The sequence below is a fragment of the Nocardia panacis genome (assembly GCF_003598715.1).
Lineage (GTDB): Bacteria > Actinomycetota > Actinomycetes > Mycobacteriales > Mycobacteriaceae > Nocardia > Nocardia panacis.
On the sequence record NZ_QZFU01000036.1, the window covers coordinates 323,888 to 346,112 of the forward strand.

Genomic DNA, 22,225 nt, shown 5'->3' on the forward strand with positions numbered 1-22,225 from the left:
GTTCAGATCCCTAGTTTTTTGGCCAACTGCCTGGCCACGTCGTCGGTCGCATCGAACTCCGCGTCCGTCTCCGCCGCGCCGAGCAGGTCCCACAGGTGTTCGGTGAGGGAGGCGATGGTGGGGTAGTCGAAGACGACCATCTGCCCGAGCCTGCATCCCAGCGCGGTTTGCAACCGGTTGCGCAATTCGATGGCGGTGAGCGAATCCATGCCGAGGGCGAAGAATCCGGCATTGGGGTCCAGTCCGATATCGGACCCGATGCTGTCGGTGACCACCTGGCGCACCAGGCTTTCCAGCAGTGCTCGCCGCTTGCCGGGCGGCGCGTCGACCAGCCGGGTGCGCGGCGCGGCGGTGTGGGACGTCGGCTGGAAATCCGCCAGTAGCGGTGCGGGAGCGGACTGGTGTTCGAGGTATCGGGTCCACACGATCGGCAGCACCGCCACCGACCCGCTCGACGGCGGCGACTGAAGCAGGGCATCGAGTGCGCCGAGGCCGTCCGCGACGGGGATGACGCCCTCACCCAGCCGCTCGAGTTTGCCTTCCAGACCGAGCCGCGCGCTCATACCCTTCTCGGCCCACGAACCCCACTGGATCGCCAGTCCGGGCAGTCCGAGACCGCGCCGGTAGGAGGCCAAACCATCCAGGAACGCATTGGCCGCGGCGTAATTCGCCTGGCCCGGTGTGCCCAGCGCCGAGGACACCGAGGAGAACAGCACGAAGAAGTCCAGATCCTCGGTCAGCCGGTGCAGGTGCCACGCGCCGATCGCCTTGGCGGCCAAGACCTTCGCGAACCGCTCCGCCGACTGACCCGCCAGCACACCGTCATCCAGCACACCCGCTAGGTGCAACACACCGCGCAGCGGTGGCGACTCGGCGGAGATCGCGGCCAGACAGGCGGTGACAGCGGCGGCCGAGGCGATATCCACCGACTCGACGCGAACCCGCGCACCACCGTCGCGCAGTTCGGCTATCGCCGCTTCGGCCTCGGGGCCGGGCGCGCTCCGCCCGACCAGTACCAGATGCCGCGCGCCGCGCTCGACCAGCAGCCGCGCCGTCTCGAGCCCGAGTCCGCCGAGACCGCCGGTGATCAGATATGTCGCATCCGGCCGGACCGGGACCGCGCCTGCACTGGCAGTCGCCCGCGTGAGCCGGGCGACATGGCGAACCTCCCGCACGTAGCCAACCTGCTCCGCAGCACTGGACGCACCGAGTTCGGCGGCCAGCAACGCGGCATCGGCCGCGACCTCCAGTGCCGGATCGAGATCGATATGGGTGCAGCCGAGATCCACCTGCTCCTGCGCGATCACCCGCGCCAGCCCGCCGAGCGCCGCCTGCACCGGATCCGCTACCGTGCGCCCGGCGACCGCCGCGCCGCCGCGGGTGACCAAGCACAACCTGCCCGTGCCGCGCTCGATCAGCGCCTGCACCAAATGAAGCAGGCGCACCGATTCCGCGACGACCGCGTCAGGTGCGCCCGTACGTTCGGCAGGCCACAGCGCCACCACCAGATCCGTCTCGGCCGCGAGTAGATCCCGGTACTCCGCGACACTCGTCGCGGCAGGCGCCACGCGCGCCCCGACGATTCGTCCCAGCTCGCGCCCCAACTCGCCATCGGAAAGCACCAGACACCGACCTGGCCGCGCTTGCGCCGATACCGGCCGCGGCACCCACGAGGTCCGATACAGCCAGTCGCGCCAGGCGGCCTCCGACCTGCCGACCATGGTCTGCCGCTCGGCCCGCTTGAGCAGCACACCTGTCATCGCCAGGACGACGCGGCCGTCCGCGTCGAACAAATCGAGGGTGCCGCGCAGGGTTTCGGGATCTTCCTCCTCGGCCGGGGCCAGTCGCGCATGGCACCACGCCGGAGCGCCCGCACCCGAATGCGACCGCACCCGACCCACACCGACGGGCACGTAGGTGCGGCGGCCGTACTTCTCCGGGTAGGTCACCGTCAACGCCAGGAAGCAGGCCTCGATCAGAACCGGATGCACCACATAGGAATTCGCCTCCGCACGCAGCGCCTCGGGCAGTTCGAGCTCCGCCAGACAGGTGGCACCCTCCCGCCACAATCGACGCGTGGCGTGGAACAGCGGGCCGAGATCGATTTCGCGCTCGCGCTCGCCCTGGTAGATCTCCGCGACGGGAACCTCGGTGGTGAACCGACTCCGCAGCTCATCCAGCGGTTCGACGACATCCGACGCCGCGGCGTCCACGAGTCGGCCGGAGGCGTGCAGCGTCCACGGGCCGCGCGCGGGCTTGGAGAAGATCTGCAACGCGTGACCGCCGATATCCTCCGGCCGCAGGACGATCTGCGCGTTGCGCTCGTCGGATTCGCCGGTGAAGGTCATGGAGCGGTGGATGAAGAAATCCCGCAGCTCGACATCGACGGTGCCGAATGCCTCCCGGCTCGCCTCGAACGCCGCCTCCAGGTAGGCCACGCCCGGCATGACGATCGTCTGGAATACCCGATGGTCGCCCAGCCAACTCAGGCGGCCGGGACCGTGCGCGGCCTGCAGTCGAATCTCGTTGCTGTCGGCCAATTCCACGGGCCGACCGGCCAGCGGCCGACCCGGATCCGCTCCGGGCGCCGCCGCGCTCGGCGCCGCGATCCAGTGCCGCCCGCGCTGCCACGGATAGGTGGGCAGCGGCACCCGCCGCGCCGTCCCCGTCGGACCGACCGGACGCATCGCGACCCCGCCGAGATACAGCTCCCGCGTACTGCGCAGCAGGGTCTCGATCTCCCGATCCCGGCGCAGCGTCGGCAGGGCCATGATCGGAGCGTGCGAAAGCTCCTCCGAAATCTGATGCAGCAGGGTCGGTTTCGGCGCGACCTCGAGGAAGATATCGACCCCGAATCCGGCCAGTGTCGCCACGCCGTCGGCGAAACGCACCGGCCGCAGCACATGGTCGACCCAATAGTCGGCGGTGGCGATCGCCTCGGTGGCCAGTCGCCCGCTCAGATTCGACACCACCGGAATAGTCGGCGCGGCGAACTCCACCTTCTCGGCGATCCGCCCGAACTCGGCGACCATCGGACGCATCAGCGGGGAATGGAAGGCGTGCGAAACCGTCAACTCGCGATGGCCGATCCCCCGCCGGTCCAACTCCGCGCAGATCGCCGCGAGCGCGTCCGTCCGCCCCGAAAGCACCGTCGCCGCCGCACCATTGACGGCCGCGATGGCGACATGGTCGGCGTGGTCGGCGATGAGGTCGGCGGCCGCGGACTCCGCCAGCGCGATCGACACCATCCGCCCGATCCGCGGCAGCGCCTGCATGAGCCGCCCGCGCGCGGCGACCAGCGCGAGCGCGTCGGGCAGTGCGAACACTCCGGCCAGACAGGCGGCCACATATTCGCCGAGGCTGTGCCCCATGACCGCGTCCGGCCGCACCCCCCTGGACTCCCACAGCCGAGCCAGCGCGTACTCGACCGCGAAAAGCGCGGGCTGGGCGATGGCCGTGTCGTGGATGCGGTCGGCATCGTGGATGAGTTCCGGCAGCGGGCGCGGCAACTCCTCGCGCAGCAGTTCGGCACATTCGTCCAAGGCGGCACGGAAGATCGGCTCCTGCGCGTAGAGCGCCTGCCCCATCCCGGCGTACTGCGCGCCTTGGCCACCGAAGACGAAGGCGATGCGCCCCGCGCCCCGCGCGGGTGCGGGCTCGATCGGCTGCGCCACGAAGGATCTCAGCTCGCCGAGAATATCCTCGACGCTGCGGCCGTATACGGCGAAGCGGTGTTCGAAATGCCTGCGTCCGGCCGCCGCCGTGAAGCAGAGATCGGCGAGCCGGGGTGTGTCCGGCCCACCCAGCAGCTCGATATAGCGCCCGCAGAGTTCGCGCAGCGCCTCCGGGGTCCGCGCGCTCACCGCGAACAGCCCCTCGGCGGCATCCGTCGAATCCGGCTCCGCCCGGACCGATTCCGCCAGCACCACATGGCAATTCGTGCCGCCCATCCCGAATGAGCTGACCCCGGCCCGGCGCGACCCCGGCACGCCGGGCCAGCGCGCCACCCTCGCACCGATGTGGAATGGGCTCGCCGCGAAATCGATATGCGGATTGGGCCGCTGAAAGTGCAGGCTCGGCGGCAGCGTCCGATATTCCAGTGCGAGTGCGGTTTTGATCAATCCGGCGATACCGGCCGCCTCATCCAGGTGGCCGATATTGGTTTTCACCGAACCCATGGCGCACTTGCCATTCGGCAGCTCCGCGGACGCGCTTTCGCGGAATGCCCTGGCCAGCGCGGCCACCTCGATGGGATCGCCGAGCGCGGTCCCGGTGCCGTGCGCCTCCACATAGCCGATCTCGGCGGCATCGACGCCCGCGTCGGCCAGTGCGTCGGCGACCACCTCGGTCTGCCGGGCCACGCTGGGGGCGGTGAAGGCGGACTTGTCCGCGCCGTCGTTGTTGACGGCGGAGCCCTTGATGACGGCGATCACCCTGTCGCCGTCGGCCAGCGCGGTATCGAGCGGTTTGAGCAGCACCACGCCGCAGCCATTGCCGAACAGGGTGCCGTCGGCCTCGGCATCGAAAGCCCGGCAGTGACCGTCGGCCGAGCGGATCATGCCCTCCTCGAACAGGTATCCGCCCCGCTGCGGGACCACGATCGACACCCCACCCGCGAGCGCCATCGCGCATTCGCCCGAACGCAGGCTCCGCACGGCCAGATGCACCGCGACCAGCGAGGTGGAGCACGCGCTCTGCACGGCGATACTCGGGCCGCGCAGGTCCAGCTTGTAGGAGACCCTGGTGGGCAGGTAGTTCCGGTCGTTGCCCAGCTTCAGTTGGAACTGCAGCATATCGGCCTCGATGAGCGGGCCGCCCGAGGGAAATCCGAAGTGCGGGTTGAGATTATTGATCAGGTAGGTGCTGATCCCGCCGCCCGCGAACACCCCGACCGACCCGACCTGCGGACCCGGCGGATAGCCCGCGCGCTCGAACGCCTCCCACGCGCATTCCAGGAAGACCCGCTGCTGCGGGTCGACCAGCGCGGCCTCCTTGGCCGTCATCCCGAAGAAATCCGCGTCGAACAGTTCGATATCCGGCACCGTCGCGGCGGCCCGCACATAGTCGGGATGCTCGCGCAGGCCGGGCGTGACCTGTTCCAGTTCCGCGTCCGTGAGCGGCCGAATGGATTCGACGCCCTCGCGCAGATTGCGCCAGAAGGTCTCGATATCGTCCGCACCCGGAAAGCGGCCCGCCATTCCGATAATCGCGATATCGCCCGCGGGCGCGGTAGGGCGCGGGCCGCGGCGGGCGCGCGGCGTGGACACACTTGGTCCGTCGAGATAGCGGGCCATGGCCCGAATCGTCGGGTAGCGGAACAAATCCACGACGCCGATACCGCCCAATCGCTCGCTCAGCGCGCGCTGGATCGCCACCAGGTGCAGCGAGGTGCCCCCGATATCGAAAAAGCTGTCGTCCGTGCCGATTTCGTCCAACGACAGCACCTCGCGCCATACCTCGGCGAGTAGGCGTTCGGTGGCGGTGCCGGGCAGGGTGAGCGCACCGTCGAGCAGTCGGTCGAAGGCACCGGGCGGGACCAGGGCGCGCCGATCGGTCTTGCCGCTGGAGGTGCGCGGCATGGCGGCCAGCACCGCGTACGCCTCGGGCAGCATATGCGCGGGCAGGCGCAGCGAGAGGTGTCTGTGCAGTCGGGCCGCCGCACCGGCCTCGGTTCCGCGCAGCACCACATGCGCGACCAGCCGCTGCCGCCCCCGCACCTCGTGCGCGAGCACCGCCGCCTCGCGCACCTCGGCGAATTCGGTGAGCAGCGCCTCGATTTCGCCGGGTTCGATGCGCACGCCGCGGATCTTGACCTGGTCGTCGATTCGGCCGAGGTGTTCGAGGGTGCCGTCCGCGCCGAGCCGCGCCAGATCGCCCGTGAGATACATGGTGCCGGAGCCGAACGGGTCGGGCACGAAACGTTCGGCGGTGCGATCCGGGCGACGCAGATAGCCCGCCGCGACACCCGCGCCCGCGATGCACAGCTGGCCTGGTTCCCCTGCGGCGACGGGATTGAACTCCGCGTCGAGCAGGTGCACTCGGACGTTGTCGATCGGGCGACCGATCGGCGCGACGGGCGGCCAGGCGGCGGCATCGCCGCTGAGGGTGTGTGCCGTGGCGTCCTGGAATTCGGTGGCACCGTAGTGATTGTGCAGGCAGGCTCCGGTGCGGTTGAACAGCCGGACCATGGCCGCGGTGATGGTCAGCCGCTCACCCGTGGTGATGACCTCGCGCAGCGCCAATCCATCGGCCGCGACGTGATCGGCTGCGGCATCGGCGAATTGGGTCAGCGACGGCACCGGGAGGAACAGCCGCTCGACACCCGTCTCGGCGAGGAATTCGACCAGTGCGAAGGGGTCGCGCCGCATTCGGTCGTCGGCGAGGACGAGGGTGCCGCCACCGCACAGTGTCGAGAAGATCTCGTGGAAGGAGAAGTCGAAGCTGACCGCGCACACCTGGGCCGTGCGCCGCGCGCAACTCTCGGGGCGGGCGCGCTCGTGCCAGGTGAGCAGGTTGACCAGCGCGTGGTGCGTCATGGCGACGCCCTTCGGGCGGCCGGTGGAGCCCGAGGTGAAAATGGTGTACGCGGGCGCGCCGGGCTCGACCGACACCGGCTCGTATCGCTCGCCTGCGTCCGTGCGGCTCCACAGCTCGTCGGCGATCAGGACTTCGCCGACGGGCACATCGACAGAGCCGACGGGCACATCGACAGGACCGCCGGGCAGATCGACAAGACCGCCGGGCAGATCGACAGGTCGGTCCGCGATGCAGACGCGAATTCCCGCATCCGCCACCACGATTCGCCTGCGCTCGGCCGGATCCTCCGGATCGATCGGTACGTACTGGGCACCCGCTTTCAGCACCCCGAGCATGGCCGCGAACAGTTCTGGCGTGCGCTCCATCTGCAACGCCACCGCCGCGCCGGGCGCGACGCCTGCCGCGCGCACCCACACCGCGATCCGCTCGGCGAGCCGGTCGAGCTCGCGATAGGTCAGCGAGCGGCGGCCATCGGTGACGGCGACGAATTCGCCGCCGTCGCGCGCGCGACGCTCGAATAGGCCATGGACCGTGCCATCGGAGCAGCTCATGGCCGGACCACCGATAATCCGACGTGCATCATTCCACCCGGAGCGGGTTCGGATTTATTCATCGGACGCTTTTCCCTCCGCGCGTCCGGCACAGATGTACCGCATTTTGAGATCAACCCCTTACGGCGCAGCTTAAGACTTCAGCGCGGCTCAATCCCTAGGCACAGCGAGAATCGCCGAGTCCAGCCCGAAACATACCGACCCGCTCGCACGGAAATATCTGTTGATTGTCGAAGCGGGATCTTGAAGACGAATACGCCGCTGTTTATCCCCAATGCTTAATCGCTTCGGTCGCAAATCTATCACATCCATCTGGAAGCACGAAGTGTGACTAAGATCACATCCGTCGGATGGGACAATCCGCTCGCCCCGCTCAGTGCGATGCGGTAAGCGTTGAAGGGTTGAGTGGGCGGTTTGATCCCGAGCAGATCCCAGGGACCAAGTCTTCCGAATGTGAAATATTTCAGAATACGAACACCAGGCAGCACACCTACTCCCCTTGAATCCCGCAAGAACACAGACTTCAATGAAGCGGCCTGACCTGCGTACCGGGATTCTCTCATCCTATAAATCGCGGCGTGCGACCACACCGGGCGACAGCCTTTGTGTGGCACATTCGTGAATTCAGAAAAGGTAGAGAGGTAAGCGGCGTGACACAGATAGGCACCGTCGGCGTCATCGGCGCCGGAGTAATGGGGCGGGGCGTCACCATCGCCCTGCGCCAGGCGGGTTTCGAGGTCGTACTCGTCGACATTTCCGACGAGATATTGAAAACGGCATCGACACGCCTGAACGACGATGCGCGACTATATTCGATTCTGGCGCGCGACAATCCGATCACCGGCACCGAAATAGAGGCCGGAACGCAGTTCACCACCGATCTGACCGAGATCCGCCGCACCGATTTCGTGGTCGAGAATGCCACCGAGAAGTGGCTGGTCAAGCGACCGATCTACGAGCGGATGGCCGAGATCTGCGGCACCGAGACCATCATCGCGGTCAATACCTCCGCGATCCCCATCACCCGGCTCGGCGCGCTCACCGGCCACCCCGATCGGGTGCTCGGCATGCATTTCATGAATCCGGTCCCACTCAAACCGACGGTCGAGGTCATTCGTGGCTTTCACACCTCCGAGACCACCATCGACATATCGCGGGATTTTCTCGCCGCCATGGGCAAAAAGAGCATAGTGGTGAATGATTCCCCCGGATTCGTCACCAACCGGGTCATGATGCTCACCGTCAACGAGGCGGTCTATCTGCTCCAGGAGAATGTCGGCGCGGCCCGCGATATCGACCGACTCTTCGTGGAATGTTTCGGCCACACCATGGGTCCGCTGGAAACCGCCGACCTGATCGGCCTTGACACGGTACTGTTGTCGCTCGAAGTTCTGTACGAGGAATTCAAGGACAGCAAGTATCGCCCGTGTCCACTGCTCACCAAATTGGTCGACGCCGGACTCAACGGCCGCAAATCGGGCCGTGGCTTTTTCGATTACACCGTCACTAACCGCGGATAAACGCCGAGGGGCAGCAATGGACAGCAGGGATATCATTCGCCAGTTCATCCTGGACAATGTGGCGGTATCGGAGATCGGCGACGATGTCGACCTCTTCGACGCGGGCCTGGTGCGCTCGATGTTCGTCATGCAGCTGGTGGTGTTCGTCGAGCAGGAGTTCGGCATCGCCGTCACCGGCGCGGATCTGGACTTCGCGCATTTCCGGTCCGTCGAGCGCATCGACGACCTGGTCAAACGCAAAGTCACGACCGTCTAGGGATATGCCATGAGCCAGCACGCCATGAGAAGTCAGGCATCGACCGTGGACGTCCGCCTGGACCGCAGCCTACCGGCGGAGTTCACCCCCGAGCTCAAGAAGCGACTCTTCTTCATTTCCCATTCCATCGAGGATTTCGAACTGGTCGGTACCGACGGCGCCACCGAATCGGTGCGCCTCACCCTCGCGGGCGGCGACGCCGCCGCGATCGCCGCACAGATCAACCGGGTGGTCGCCGACGAGATCCTCACCCAGCGCGCGCTGCCGCCGCGAGTCGCCTGGCAGTCCCCGATCGCGCCGAGCGCCCTCGTGGATCCCTTTCCGCAACTCGTGGCCGCGGGTGCGGCATTCACCTCGGGCGAGGGTCAAATCGGCTTCGGCGAACCGCTGGTCTCCCTGTTCGACTATCTCGATCGCCGCCTGCGCGCCATCGCGCTCGGCCTCGACAACGCCGCCGAATACCGCTACCCCACCCTGCTGCCCACCGCGGTGCTGGAGCGCTTCCACTACTTCTCGTCGTTCCCGCAGTTCGCCATGTTCGTCACCCGACTGCACAACGACATCGACGTGTACCGCACCTTCACGGACCGCTACCGCGCCGAGAACCGGGTCCCCGACGAGCTTTTCGACTTCTGCGCCAATCGCGACTACTGCCTGCCGCCCACCATGTGCTATCACAGCTACCACCAGCACACCGGCCACACGCTCGACCGCGATACCGTCCTCACGGCTCGCGGCAAGTCCTTCCGCTTCGAATCGCGCTACCACGCGGGCCTGGAGCGCCTGTGGGACTTCACGATTCGCGAGATCGTCTTCCTCGGCTCACCCGAGCACGCCGCGCGCAGCCGCGACGCGGTGATGCGGCAGAGCTTCGCGCTCATGGAGGAATTGGGCCTGGCAGGCCGCTGCGAGGTGGCCAGCGACCACTTCTTCGGCAATGCCGAAGTGGCCGAACGCATTTTCTCCCAGCGCATGATGGAGCTGAAGTTCGAACTGCTGCTGCCGATCGCGCCGGGTCGGTTCATCGCGGCGGGATCGTTCAATCTGCACGGCCGATTCTTCGGCGAATCCTTCGACATCGACGGCCCGGACGGCGGTCCGGTGTCCAGTGGCTGCGTCGGATTCGGCCTGGAGCGCCTGGCCTACGCCTTCCTGTGCCAGCACGGGATCGACACCGCGACCTGGCCGGAATCCGTGCGCCGGGAGATTGGGTAAGCACCGATGCGACTCACCGACCGGCAGCGCGAGGATGTCGCCGCCTTCGCCGCCTTCACCGATGAACGGATCATCCCGGAGGCGAACCACTGGGACGCCGAGCAACACCTCTCCGACGAGATCGTGCTGGCGCTGGGCAAAGCCCGCTGGCTGGTGCCGACACTGCCGGTCGAGGCGGGCGGCACGGCACTGGATGTGCCCACCTACGGCCTGTTCAGCGCCGAAATGGGGCGCGGCTGCGGTTCGGTGCGCAATCTGGTCGCCGTTCAGGGCATGGTGGCCCATGCCATTCTGAAATGGGGTTCCCGCGCGCAGTCCGAGCGCTGGGTGCCGCGGATCGCGGCGGGCGAGGCGGTCGGCGCCTTCGCCCTGACCGAACCCGAGAATGGCAGCGATGCCCGCAATGGCCGCACCACCGCCGAGCGGATCGCGGGCGGCTACCGGCTCACCGGTCGCAAGAAATGGATGAGTTTCGGTCAGCGCGCGGCGGTCTTCCTGGTTTTCGCCCGCCTCGACGATGAGCCCGCGGTTTTCCTGGTCGAGCGGGAAACGCCGAATTTCACCGTCCGACCGATCGGCGGCCTGCTCGGGTTGCGGGCCTCCGAATTGGCCGAACTGGAGCTGAACGGCTGCGAGATCCCGGCGGAGAATCTGATCGCGCACGGCCGACTGGTTTTCGACCTGGTGGCCACCACCTCCCTGGATTACGGCCGCTACAGCACCGCGTGGGGCGCGGTCGGCTTGGCCACGGCCTGTCTGGACGCCAGCCTCGACTACGCCCGCACCCGCACCCAGTTCGAGGTCCCGCTGGCCGAGCACCAGCTCATTCGCGCTCTACTCACGGATATGGTCGCGGCTGTCGAGGCGGCGCGACTGCTGTGCGGGCAGGCGGGCGAGTTGCGCGCTGCGGGCCACCAGGACGCGGTGCGCCAAACGTTGATCGCCAAATACTTCGCCTCCCGCGCCGCCTACCAGGTCGCCGGTGACGCGGTCCAGGTGCACGGGGCCAATGGTGTGAGCTCGGACTACCCGGTGCAACGGCATCTGCGCGATGCCAAAATCCAGGAGATCATCGAGGGCACCAGCGAGATCCAGCGCTTGCAGATCGCCGAGGCCACCTTGCAACGCACTCGAGTCTGAGGTTGTGCCCCCGGCGCGCGTCGGGGGCATACCGCTTTTGCGTCGCTTCCGGCGGCCGGGTAGCATGGCCGGTCGTCCAAAAGCAGCCTAGAGGATTCGAGTCCGTGACTTCCAGGGAGTTCGTCACCAAGCGTGGGAGCAAGCATCGGCTTCCCATTTTTCTGCCGGTATTCCAGCCGCATCGGCAGAATAATGCACTGCTGAGCAAGAAAATTACCGGACCCACCATCGACGGCTGCATCGTCAATTCCTATTTCCTCTACAAGCAGCGCGATATTCGCAAACAACTGCTCGAGAGTGGCGACCTGCACAGCTATCTGGGATTCGAGGGGCTGGTCACTACGGATTCCGGGGCGTTCCAGGGTTTCACCCGGAGTCTGTACCTGGACAATCGCGATATCGTGCGCTTCCAGGACCGGATCGGCAGCGATGTCTTCGCGCCACTGGATCTGGTCACCCCGCCCGGCGACTCCCGCAACGTCGCCGAATCGAAGCTGGCGGCCACCGAGAAGCGGATCCGCCAGGCATTGCCGCTGGCCGAGCGCGGCATCCTGGCGGGCGTCCAACAGGGCGGGCGCTTCATGGAATTGCGGCGCCGCAGCGTGCGCACGCTGCGCGATCTCGGGGTGAGCTACCTGGCGCTCGGCAGCCTGGTGCCGTTCTTCAATCGCAATCACGATCTGCGTTTCGTGGCCGAGGTCGCCACCGACGCGCGCGACGTCATCGGACCCGATATCCCGATCCACCTCTACGGTTCGGGCGATCCGTGCGAGATCCCGTTCCTGGTGGCCGCCGGGGTGAATGTGTTCGACTCCGCCTCGTACGGCCATTTCGCCAGGGACGGCTGGTATATGACCCCGTTCGGCGCGCTGCGCGATCCCGGCCCCCTCGTCGCGGGCGAGTTCCGCTGCGACTGCCCGTCCTGCGTGGACAATCCGACGGAGTTCCCGACCGGCGACGAACTGACCCTGCACAACCTGTGGACCATCTGTGCCACCATGGACGAGATCAATCGGCGGCTGGATCTGGGCACCCTCCACGACTACCTCGAGGAAATAATGCAGGTGCACGACGTCTGGTTCCCCACCAGCGCGCTGCGCAGTTCCTGGCAGCAGGCGGGAGAGCCAAGCCATTACTGAGCAGCCCCCGGCCCTGCTGGGCGAGCTGGCGGATGATTTCGCCGCCGAGGTCGCGCGGCGCTATCAGATTCAGGCCGCCCAAGCGCGCGACATCATCGTCGCATCCTGGTCCCGCAACGCTCCCCTGCTCGCGGCCATCGCCGCGGCCGGAAATCTGGCGCAGATCAAACGCATGCGCGTGTACCGGGATTCGGCCACGACGCTCAAACGCGAGATCTACCACCAGTTGCGCCGCTACCGCCCGGCCGAATCCGAGGCGGACTCGGCCATGGCAGGCCTCACCGCCCTGAGCGCCGACTCCACCGCCGCGGAGCGGGCCGCGGCCATCCGGGCCATCACCACCAGCCATATCAGCACCGCCGAACGTCTCGACCACATCGACGAGTTCTTCGATGCGGTATTCGCCCGCACCGGCGCCGTCGACACCGTCATCGATGTGGGTTGCGGCGTATTGCCGCTGCTGTTCCCCCTCGATGACGCGCGCGGCGCCGCGGTGCGGCAGCTCTGGGCGGTCGATACCGACAAGGCGGCCATCGCCGCCGTGACCGCCTATGCCGAACTGCGCGGCGACGACCGCATCCGCCCGTTCCGCTGGGATCTGGCCGACGGTTGGGACGCGCTCACCACACAGGGCCTGACCCGCTGTGAGGTCGGGCTGCTGCTCAAGGTGGTGCCCGTGGTGGCGCGCCGCAATCCGTCGCTGCTCGAGGCGCTCGCCGACACCCCGGCCGACCGCCTGGTGGTGAGCGGTTCGCGCACCGCCATGGCCAAGAAGCAGAACATCGAGCGCCGCGAAACCGGTGTGCTGCGCCGGTTTTTCCGCGATTTCGGTTTCACCGAGGTGGACGAGTTCCAGACCGAGGACGAGGTGTGCTTCGTGGTGGAGCGGCGGTAGGCCCTGTCTCACGACAGGGCCTGGCCGCTCACACGATAGTGCTGCTCAACCACGCGCGGTGCAGTGCCGCGAAATGTCGACCACCGGCGATCAGTTCCTCCGGCGGTCCCTGCTCGACAATGCGCCCGTCCTCGATGACCAGCACCCTGTCGGCATTGAGCACCGTGGACAACCGGTGCGCGATGATGAGGGCGGTCCGGTCGAGCAGGACCGTGCGCAGCGCGCGCTGCACGACCCGCTCGGTGGACGGATCCATACTCGAGGTGGCCTCGTCCAGGATGAGCACGGCCGGGTCGGCGAGCAGCGCCCTGGTGAGCGCGATGAGCTGACGCTGCCCGGCCGACAGGCGCGCCCCACGCTTGTTGACCTCGCTGTCGAAGCGGTCCGGCAGTTCGGAAATGAATTCGTGCGCACCGATTGTCGCGGCGGCGCGCTCGATCTCCGCGCGCGTCGCCTCCGGTTTGCCGAGGGCGATATTGTCGGCGACCGATCCGGTGAACAGGAAGGGTTCCTGGGTGACCATGGCGACGGTGCGGCGCAGATCGGCGTCGGTGACCTCGCGCAGGTCGATCTCGTTGATGACCACCGCTCCGGCGACCGGATCGTAGAACCGGGCCAGCAGCTTCGCGATGGTGGATTTCCCCGAGCCCGTCGCGCCGACGAGTGCGACGGTCTCGCCGGGGGCGATGCGCAGGTTCAGGTCGTCGAGCACCAGGCCGGGACTGGTCTGGTAGCGGAAGGCGACATCGCGGAATTCGACCTCGGCCCGATTGGTGCGCAAGGGTTTCGGCGCGGCGGGTTGGGCCAGTTGCGGCCGCTCGGCCAGGACGCCCGCGATCTTGTCGAAGGCGGCCAGCGCGACCGCGTACGAATTGGCGAAGCGGGCCAGGTCGGTGACCGGGTCGTAGAACTTGCGCAGGTAGAGCACGAAGGCGGTGAGCACGCCCAGTGCCAGACCGCCGTGGATGATCTGCCAACCGCCGACCAGCAGCACCAGCGCGACACTGGCATTGCCGAGGAAGTTGACCAGCGCCGTGGAGGAGGCCATGGCATTGCCCGCGGCGATGGTCGCGTCCCGGTGCGCGGCATTGAGGGTTCGCATGGTGCGCTCGTTGGATTTCTCCATCCGATACGTCTGGACCACGCGAATCCCGTTGACCGTCTCCACGAAATGCGCGATCACCCGCGCGATCGCGCTCTGGGTGCGTTCGGAGTGGTAGTGGGCGCGCTTGCGGAACTGCCGGGTGATCCACAGTGCGGGCAGGAAGGCGATGACGATGATCGAGGTGAGCAGCGGATCCAACCAGAGCAGCACGATCGCGATGGCGAAGACCGAGAGGAAGGCGCGGAACAGTCCCTCGATACTTTCCTCGAGCAGGGTGCGCAGCGCCTCGATATCGCTGGTCAGCCGGGAGATGATCCGGCCGGAGGGATAGGACTCGTGGAAGGAGATGGACAACTGCTGCACGTGCCGGAAGATGCGGTGCCGCAGATCCAGCAGCACATCCTGACCGATCCGATTGGCCACCACCGTGAAGGCCCAGGTGAGTCCTGCGGTGGCGAGGCTGCTCAGCAGATACAGCGCGACATACCAGCGCATCGGGACGTAGTCGTGGCGGGCGGCGGCCGGAATTCCGCTATCGATGACGGCGGCGATCAGCAGTGGCCTGCTCATTTCCACCGCGACGTCGAGCAGGCCGAGCAGCAGCGTGGCCACCACTCCGAACCGGTAGGGGCGGAACAGATCTCGCATCAGCCGTCGCGACCGGCGCCGCAACGCCCGGTGCGCCTCGCGATTGACCTGCTCGGCCGCGTCGGCGACCCCGGACCACTGCGGTCCCTCGTCGCGAGCCTCGGACAGCGCGTCTGTCACGGCATCGTCCTTCCGGCCACCTCTACCTCGTGCGGGGCCATCAGCGCCCGGTAGCGCGGGCACTCGCGCAGCAGTTGCCGATGGGCGCCGACCGCGACGATGCGGCCCTCGTCCAGCAGGGCCACCCTGTCGGCCAGATACACGGTGTTGGGTCGGTGCGCGACGACGAGCGCGGTGGCGTCGCGCAGCACCCGCCGCAGCGCCGCCTCCACCTCCGCCTCGGTGTGCACGTCCAGGGCCGAGAGCGGGTTGTCCATCACCAGCAGCTTCGGGCGGCCGACCACCGCCCTGGCCAGCGCGATCCGCTGCCGCTGGCCTCCGGACAGCGCGAAACCCTGTTCACCGACCTGTGTTTCGAGTCCGAACGGTAGTGCGTCCACGAATTCCTCCGCATTGGCCACGCGCAGCGCCTCGCGCACCTGCGCGTCGGTGAGATGGTCGCGATCGAGGCGGACATTGCGGGCGATGGTTCCGGAGAACAGCACCGGATCCTCGAAGACCATGGCCACCTCGCCGCGCAGCGCGGCGAGGGGCAGCCGTCGAATATCCGTGCCGTCCAGCAGGATTCGGCCGCCGGTCAGATCGTGCAGTCGGGTGATCGCCCCCGCCAGCACGGATTTGCCCGATCCGGTCGCGCCGACCAGCGCCAGCGTCTCCCCCGGCCGGATCTCCAGATCGATACCCGCGAGCAGGTCCATCTGCGCACCCGGATGGCGAAAGTGCGCTCCTTCGAAGACCACACCGCCACGCACCGGCTCGGGCAGCGGTTCGGGTTGCCCTGGATCGGTAATGGTGACCTCGGCGTCGAGCAGCGCGAAATATCGTTTGGTGGCGGCGGCCGCCTCGTTGGCCTCGGCGATCAGGTAGCCGTTGGATTCCAGCGGCCATTGGAGAAAGGCCACGATGGCGATGGCGGCGACCAATTCGCCATTGCTCATGGTGCCGCGAGCCACCAGCGATCCGCCGATGACCAGCACCACGCCGAGGGCGAATTCCGGCAGTCCGACCACCGAGGCGACGAGCAGGCCGAGCACATGCGCCCGCTTCATCTCGGTTTTGCGCAGCAGTTCGGCGGTGTGGCGGAAGGCGGCGGTGGCCTGTTTGCTGCGGCCGAATGCCTTGAGCACCCGCACGCCGAGCACCGATTCCTCCACGTGGGTGGTTAGATCGCCGCGCTGATCCTGGGCGATTTCGCTGTGCTCCTGATATTTGGCCTCGAAAATCATGGCGTTGATGCCGACCGGCAGGATGATCACCGTGAAGATCAGCCCGAGCAGTGGCGACATCCAGAACAGAATCCCGAGTCCGGCGACTATCGAGAACGCATTCACCACCAGGTAGACCAGGGAATAGCGCAGAAATCGCGAGATGGCGTTCAGGTCGACCGTGGCGCGTGAGAGCAACTGCCCCGAGGGCCAGCCGTCGTGAAAGGCGGGTGAGAGCCGCTGAATATGCGCGTAGAGCGCCTCGCGCATGCGGACCTCGACCCGCGCGCTCGGCGCGATGACCAGTCGCTGTCTGGCCAGGAAGAAAACCGCCTCGAGTGCGCTGAGCCCCAGGACGATGCCGCACATGATGGCGAGTTCGCGCATATCGCCCTCGGCGACCGGTCCGTCGATGATCCGCTCGATGACGAGCGGAATCACCAGACCGCATGCCGTCGCCGCGACCGCGGCCAGCAGGGCGCGCCCTATCGGCGAGATCTCGACTCTCGCGTAGGGCATCAATCGCCGAAGGGTATTTATGGTGTCGCTTCTGCCGGTTTCCCTTCTCGGGAAACGCTTCAACCACTCCATCTTCATGCTCACATTAGTACGTCCTACCGCGCTGGATGACCGTCGATTCCATGCGCGGCGCGCGCAGCGCTTCGGCGAGCAGTTGCACCGCCAGTTGCGGACGGGCGCGTTTGCCGCAGGTGAACACGTCGATGAAGACCGATCCGAGCTCCGGATAGGTGTGGATGGAGGCGTGCGATTCCGACAGCACTGCCAGCACCGTGACGCCCTGGGGGCTGAAACGTCTGCTGACGATGTCCAATACGGTGGCACCGGCGTCGATCAGGGTTTGCTCGAGGGTTCGACACAGGAATTTCTCGTCGTCGAGGGGGCCGCGTTCGACCCCGTGCAGCTCGACGAGCACATGCTGCCCGGTGAACAGCCCGGTGACATCTACCTCGTCATCCACCGATTCCGGCGCATTGGACATGAATCGACCTCCCTACCGACCAAGAAATCTGAAACGAGAATCTTTCGAGAATGGGCATCGATCGACACGGATCGTGCCGGATGACCCGAATAATAACCGAGCGGTCGGTTCCATACTGACCGATTGCACCGCACGCTACGAGCGAATACCGGACTATTTCGACTGGGGAATTCGCCGATGAGATGAAAGTTCGCCGAAGATTCGGCTACTGTTTATGGACTCGCGGATAGACAGCATGGCCGAGATTGCCGCGTCCATCGATCGAGCACACCATTATTTCTATCTCCAGAAATCGGGATGTATCGTTCCGTACGGAAGATAGCAGTACGGTCACATGGATATCAAGGGTTGCGCAGCTCCGGCACCGCTGCTAGTCTGACAGAACTTCAGCCGCATTGGCGCGGCGTCACCATTTCGGCATTTCATCACAGCGTTTTCCTCCCCCGCCGCTGAAATCGCAGTCTTATAAGCATACGGCCTCGTCGAATTGGTCGAGAGCCTTATTTCGGATGCCCTATCCAAATTCCAATCCCGCTCCGATGCGGGTATTGATCGGTATTTCTCTCGGCCCATTCGGACGTGCTGAATCGCGGAGAATTTCGACCGATGTTCTCGGCGTGTCCACGGTCTGAGCAGCCCAACAGCTCAACCGGATACGCCTCGACGGCAGCTACCCGGATCCGGGTCGGCACCGCATGCGGGAGACGCTCCCACTACCCCGGCAGCACCGCCCGGTCGCGGCGATCGCGGCCGTCCACCTCGCGCACCGCATAGGTGGCCACGGTGACGGCCGCCCGCGCACAGCCGAGAATCTCATTGGCCGTGGAGGATTCGGGCTGACTGAGGAGTGCGACGCCGTCCATGGCGCAGCGCACCAGGTGGGTGGCGGCCAAGGCGAGCGGGTCGTCGGCGGGGACGGCCCTCAGCTTTTCGTAGACGGCGCGGAGCAAATCCTCGGCTTCGACATAGGAACCCCCTGACATATCCAGCTCTTTCCGTTCTGTGCCGACCGCGGCGTGGATCGCTGGGGATCACATTTCCCACACCCGCATTTCGGCCCCTGCCTCGGCTGTGTGCTTTCAGGTTGTTTCACTCGGAACCTGATTACGACATTACCTCAAAGCGCAAGGCGTGCACAGTTTTCGGGACTTCCGGTCCGCACGCGGGTATTGTCGGACCCGATCAGCGCCGCGCCGACCAGGCCCGGCGCGCTCCAATGATCAAGGCGGCCAGCGCCACGCCGTACACCTTGCCCAACACCTGCCCCGGCAGGAAGGCCAGGGAGCCGAAGGCGATATAGAGAAACAGGATCGAGTCGAGCAGCGCCCCGGCGATCCCGCCGAACAGCACGGCCCTGGTCCAACGCGGGGCAAGCCAGGTGAACACCACGAAGTCGGCCAGCTCGCTCACCGCGAACGCCACCGCCGAGGCCGTCGCCACCTCCGGCCCGGCCACGAAATAGGACAGCACCGCACCGACGGCCAAAGTCAGCAACGCGACCGGCTTCCCCCACAGATATTGCACCCCGTCGCGCAGCACCAGCGCCGGACCGACCAGGAAAACGCCCGCAGGCCCGGACAGTCCGAACCCGACCGGCACCACCCCGAACCGCTCGATCAACCAGTTCGCGGCGACCACCGCCCCGAGATAGGCCAAGACCACCAACCCCGCCGGCATTGGTCGGCGCGGCGCTGTCACATATCGACGGCGCGCGGTCTCGGTCATCTCATTCGAAGCTGCCACCACGGGATTCTCCCACGGGTGGCCGCGCACCTCGCGGATCGCTCATCTCGCCGCTGAATTCGAAGGAACCGGTGGCCGGTGCGCTCTGTGCGCACCGGCCACCTCGATATCGCTTGCGAGCCTGCTTACTTGGCAGGCGGGTTGAACGGCTGATTGATGGTGGTGAAGTACTGGACGGCAGCCATGATCGCGACCGGGGCCGTGATCAGGATCTGGCCCGCGACGGTGCCGAGGGCGCCCAAGGCCAGGACGCCGCCGACACAACCGACGGCGGCGGCCGGGATGAACGGGCCGAACATGCCGACGATGGTGGCCGAGGCGATGGTGGCGCCCGCGATGCCGCCGAGGACACAGCCGATCGCCGCGCCGCCGAGGCCGCCGACCAGGGTGCCGATGCTCGCACCGAGGGCGATGGTGCCGGTCATGCGGCTCCACGCGGCGTTCTCGCGGTCGTATTCGGACTTCCAGGGGGCCTTGTCCTCGAAGGGCAGGGCGACCGGCTGATAGCGCGCGTGCACCCGATCGAACTGCGGGGTGAGCGTGGCCGTGTCGCCCGCGATGTCGGCGGCGATCGGGAAGACGAAATCGTCCACCCGGAAACTCAATTCGCTACCCGCGACGGTGACGCCGTTGCGCGCCTTGATCTTGAACACTCCGTCTTCGACGACCATCGATCCGGCCTCGGTGCGGATGACGGTGTTGCGCTCGGTGGTGGTGGCGGCGTAGTCGACCGCGCCCGCATCCGCTTGCGGCGCGGCGCTGCTCGCACCCGCGGCGACTGTCAGCGCGGTGCCGACGGCGGTGGTCAGCAGGGCGATCTTGGTGAATCTCACGTACGAAGTACCTTCCCTCATCGCGGCGAATGCCGTCTGCCCCGGCGCGAAGCACGAATCGCGCTGCGGGACAAATTGATACGTACCCATCCGGTATACAGTCGGGCACACCGTCGGTGCGACGGAAAGTTGCAAACCGGACATCAGAACACAGTAGGGTAGGTAAGCCTAAGCTTCAATACCTACGTATACCTGCGCATTTGCCCGCGGGACCCTGACGAGCTGGGGAGAACCTTCCTCGGTGTAACCGAGATCACCTCATATGTCTGGTTCGGTTTTGCCGGTTCGGCAACGGTCGCGCTGATCATCTACCGGCTCGGCACGGCGGCGATGAATCCCGGCGATCAGCATCCCTCGCGCCGCGGCATCCTCGCCGACTTCTGGGGCACCGGCATGGGACACGGCGCCGATACCGAGGTGGTCGCCGAACTGCGTCCCGATCCGCGCGACATCCAGGTCACCAAGTGGCGCTACTCGGCCTTCCAGCGCACCGACCTGCGCGAACTGCTCGGCTACTACCGCCGCGACCACCTCGTGGTGACCGCGTCTACACCCATACGGCTGCATGCTCAGCGCCGCCGAGGCTTTCATGAGCGATGTGCGCCCGTTCCTGATCCTCGACGCCACCGCCGATTTCACCCGCGAGGACCACCTGATGGCCCTGACTTACACGGCGCGCCGCTGCGGCGCGGTCCTACCCACCGCCGCCCTGCTCGACCGCGAAACAGCCACGCACGACCGCGTATTCGCCGCCGATCACGCATAGGGCAGCGCCGCGAACCCGAGCTTGCCGATCACACATGGGGCAGCGGCACGAACTTGTGCCTGCGATCGTTGACCGCGCCCTTGGCATCGACGAAAGCCAATGCCGCGTAGTGGTAGTGCACTCCTTCGGCCGGTAGCGGGATCGGCCCCTGCTTGTCCTTGGGCCATTCCACATCGCCGGTCACCGTGCGGGCCGAGCACATCCAGTAGTTGCCGGGCCGGTAGGTGCCGGTGGTCGCATCGAGGGACTCGGGGGCGGCGGCGGTCTTGGGCTGAGGATCAGTGGTCACCAGGGTATTAACCTGCGGCGAGCGGAATATCACTTCCACACCGTCCTCCAGGGCGATCCACATCCCTTCGACAACGGGCAGCGCACCGTCGTCCGCGAGCGGCAAATCCAGGACCGTGCCGTCGTCGGGCGACTCGTAGCGCGTCGGCCCGTGCTGATCCCAGCGGCGCAGCAGCGGGTGCCGGTTCTGGTGCAGGCCGCATTCGCTGGGCGTATTGCCCGACAGGGTGACCGTCGAGCTGTCCGGGTCGATGGCGGTCACCTGCAACAGCGGGGGTTTGGCGACGACCTGCGTGAAATCCAGGCCGCGCTCATCGGCCACGCGCGAGGCGATGGCATCGTCGGTGATCTCCACCCAGTCGCCGATCTCCAAACCCAATTTGCCGTCGCGGCCGAGGGTGGCCAACCGCACCTGCTGTCCCTCGACGCCGAGAATCGGGAAGACCACCGAGGCGTTTTCCCGCGACCATTTGAAGGTGGCCCCGCGCAACCCCTTTCGCGCGGCGAGCCCGCGCGAACCCGGCTGCGGCCACGCCGGTCCGCCGCTGTGGATCTCGACCCGGTAGAGCTGATTCTCCGGACCGCGGAACGCGGCCTCGGGCGGCAGATGGCACGGGTCGGTCTCGACACCGACGGGGCGACGTGCCCTGAAGGCGAGCAGGCCGGGGCGCGGATTCAACCTGGCCAGCGCGTCCGGCACCGCCGTGTCGATCCTATCGCCGGGATCCTCGGTGACGGCGAGGGTGTCCAACTGCCAGATGACCTTGGCGCGGGTCGCGGTATCCGGTCCGGGATCGCCGAGGGCCACCTCGCGGATGTGCGGCCGCTGGACGGCGGTGATCAAACGCTCCCACACTCGCAGATAGGCGATATACGCGGTGCCCGTGGGAAGTTGGTCGGCGATACTGTCCGGGTCGAGGTAGCCGTCGGGTTGATTCCGGTACGAGGTCCAGGTGCTCTGCGCACCCGTCCGCCCGATGCCGTTCTCGACCAGCAGCCCGTCGACATACATCCGACCGGGACCGATCAGCAGGTCGTCGAGTTTGCCGTCGGAACCGTTGTGGGCGGCGATTTCGAAGCCCGCGTGGTCCTTCGGCGCGGCGGCGGGGCCGACCAGATCACCGACGACGGTGCGCAGATAGTGCAGCAGTATCTCGGCCTGCTCGTTGAAGTCCGCGTCCAACTGCACCCGGCCCTGCTGCATGAGCACGGCCGCGAAGTGGTCGGCGGCGCGGTGGGTGCGCCGGGAGAAGTCGCCTTGCAT

General features: G+C 66.7%; 14 protein-coding genes and 1 pseudogene. 7 read left to right on the forward strand and 8 right to left on the reverse strand.

What is annotated here, in order from left to right; all coding sequences use genetic code 11:
• Positions 1-2: 2 nt before the first annotated feature.
• Positions 3-7,088, reverse strand: coding sequence for a type I polyketide synthase (locus D5S18_RS27045; protein WP_120043903.1), 7,086 nt, complete (start codon positions 7,086-7,088; stop codon positions 3-5).
• A gap of 650 nt (positions 7,089-7,738) precedes the next feature.
• Here D5S18_RS27045 and D5S18_RS27050 point away from each other — a divergent pair.
• From D5S18_RS27050 to D5S18_RS27075, 6 genes are all read left to right on the forward strand, one after another.
• Positions 7,739-8,608 carry a 3-hydroxyacyl-CoA dehydrogenase family protein gene (locus D5S18_RS27050; protein ID WP_282434894.1) on the forward strand — a complete coding sequence of 290 codons (870 nt, stop codon included), beginning with the start codon at positions 7,739-7,741 and terminating at the stop codon, positions 8,606-8,608.
• A 16-nt stretch (positions 8,609-8,624) separates the two neighbouring features.
• Complete coding sequence (locus tag D5S18_RS27055) at positions 8,625-8,864, forward strand: phosphopantetheine-binding protein (protein ID WP_120043904.1); 240 nt, start codon at positions 8,625-8,627, stop codon at positions 8,862-8,864.
• Between the two features lie 9 nt (positions 8,865-8,873).
• Positions 8,874-10,079 carry a class-II aminoacyl-tRNA synthetase family protein gene (locus D5S18_RS27060; protein WP_147404199.1) on the forward strand — a complete coding sequence of 402 codons (1,206 nt, stop codon included), beginning with the start codon at positions 8,874-8,876 and terminating at the stop codon, positions 10,077-10,079.
• A 6-nt stretch (positions 10,080-10,085) separates the two neighbouring features.
• On the forward strand, positions 10,086-11,219 hold the full coding sequence (locus tag D5S18_RS27065; protein WP_120043906.1) for an acyl-CoA dehydrogenase family protein: 1,134 nt from the start codon (positions 10,086-10,088) through the stop codon (positions 11,217-11,219).
• 104 nt (positions 11,220-11,323) lie between these two features.
• Positions 11,324-12,358: a tRNA-guanine transglycosylase gene (locus D5S18_RS27070; RefSeq protein WP_120043907.1), complete on the forward strand. Its 1,035-nt coding sequence runs from the start codon at positions 11,324-11,326 to the stop codon at positions 12,356-12,358.
• Positions 12,359-12,530: 172 nt separating this feature from the next.
• Entirely contained in the window at positions 12,531-13,253 is a 723-nt protein-coding gene (locus D5S18_RS27075; protein WP_120043908.1) for a class I SAM-dependent methyltransferase, read from the forward strand.
• Positions 13,254-13,281: 28 nt separating this feature from the next.
• Here the strand turns inward: D5S18_RS27075 and D5S18_RS27080 are convergent, their stop codons facing one another.
• The 6 genes from D5S18_RS27080 to D5S18_RS27105 form a co-directional block, all read right to left on the reverse strand.
• Positions 13,282-15,126, reverse strand: coding sequence for an ABC transporter ATP-binding protein (locus D5S18_RS27080; RefSeq protein WP_203236931.1), 1,845 nt, complete (start codon positions 15,124-15,126; stop codon positions 13,282-13,284).
• Positions 15,123-16,850, reverse strand: coding sequence for an ABC transporter ATP-binding protein (locus D5S18_RS27085; protein WP_203236932.1), 1,728 nt, complete (start codon positions 16,848-16,850; stop codon positions 15,123-15,125). Before D5S18_RS27085 ends, D5S18_RS27080 begins: the two co-directional genes overlap by 4 nt.
• A gap of 85 nt (positions 16,851-16,935) precedes the next feature.
• A complete protein-coding gene (speD, locus tag D5S18_RS27090) occupies positions 16,936-17,331 on the reverse strand; it encodes an adenosylmethionine decarboxylase (RefSeq protein ID WP_120043909.1) in 396 nt (131 codons plus the stop codon).
• Between the two features lie 713 nt (positions 17,332-18,044).
• Positions 18,045-18,314: a hypothetical protein gene (locus D5S18_RS27095; protein WP_120043910.1), complete on the reverse strand. Its 270-nt coding sequence runs from the start codon at positions 18,312-18,314 to the stop codon at positions 18,045-18,047.
• 199 nt (positions 18,315-18,513) lie between these two features.
• A complete protein-coding gene (locus D5S18_RS27100; protein ID WP_203236933.1) occupies positions 18,514-19,074 on the reverse strand; it encodes a VUT family protein in 561 nt (186 codons plus the stop codon).
• A gap of 125 nt (positions 19,075-19,199) precedes the next feature.
• The gene (locus D5S18_RS27105) at positions 19,200-19,907 is read right to left on the reverse strand and encodes a DUF8020 domain-containing protein (protein WP_120043911.1); all 708 of its coding nucleotides are present in this window, start codon (positions 19,905-19,907) and stop codon (positions 19,200-19,202) included.
• A gap of 330 nt (positions 19,908-20,237) precedes the next feature.
• On the opposite strand from D5S18_RS27105, the pseudogene D5S18_RS27110 reads away from it, so the two are divergent.
• Positions 20,238-20,673: pseudogene (locus D5S18_RS27110) on the forward strand (isochorismatase family protein); the annotation flags it as partial.
• 28 nt (positions 20,674-20,701) lie between these two features.
• On the opposite strand, the gene D5S18_RS27115 reads toward D5S18_RS27110, so the two are convergent.
• The gene (locus D5S18_RS27115) at positions 20,702-22,225 is read right to left on the reverse strand and encodes a DUF6519 domain-containing protein (protein WP_120043912.1); all 1,524 of its coding nucleotides are present in this window, start codon (positions 22,223-22,225) and stop codon (positions 20,702-20,704) included.

What these genes read in the sequence shown, in the direction of transcription:
- D5S18_RS27045 (WP_120043903.1), bottom strand. Translation starts at nt 7,088, where the DNA reads ATGAGCTGCTCCGATGGCACGGTCCATGGCCTATTCGAGCGTCGCGCG.
- D5S18_RS27055 (WP_120043904.1), top strand. Translation starts at nt 8,625, where the DNA reads ATGGACAGCAGGGATATCATTCGCCAGTTCATCCTGGACAATGTGGCG.
- D5S18_RS27060 (WP_147404199.1), top strand. Translation starts at nt 8,874, where the DNA reads ATGAGCCAGCACGCCATGAGAAGTCAGGCATCGACCGTGGACGTCCGC.
- D5S18_RS27065 (WP_120043906.1), top strand. Translation starts at nt 10,086, where the DNA reads ATGCGACTCACCGACCGGCAGCGCGAGGATGTCGCCGCCTTCGCCGCC.
- D5S18_RS27075 (WP_120043908.1), top strand. Translation starts at nt 12,531, where the DNA reads ATGCGCGTGTACCGGGATTCGGCCACGACGCTCAAACGCGAGATCTAC.
- D5S18_RS27085 (WP_203236932.1), bottom strand. Translation starts at nt 16,850, where the DNA reads ATGCCCTACGCGAGAGTCGAGATCTCGCCGATAGGGCGCGCCCTGCTG.
- speD (WP_120043909.1), bottom strand. Translation starts at nt 17,331, where the DNA reads ATGTCCAATGCGCCGGAATCGGTGGATGACGAGGTAGATGTCACCGGG.
- D5S18_RS27095 (WP_120043910.1), bottom strand. Translation starts at nt 18,314, where the DNA reads ATGTCAGGGGGTTCCTATGTCGAAGCCGAGGATTTGCTCCGCGCCGTC.
- D5S18_RS27115 (WP_120043912.1), bottom strand. Translation starts at nt 22,225, where the DNA reads ATGCAAGGCGACTTCTCCCGGCGCACCCACCGCGCCGCCGACCACTTC.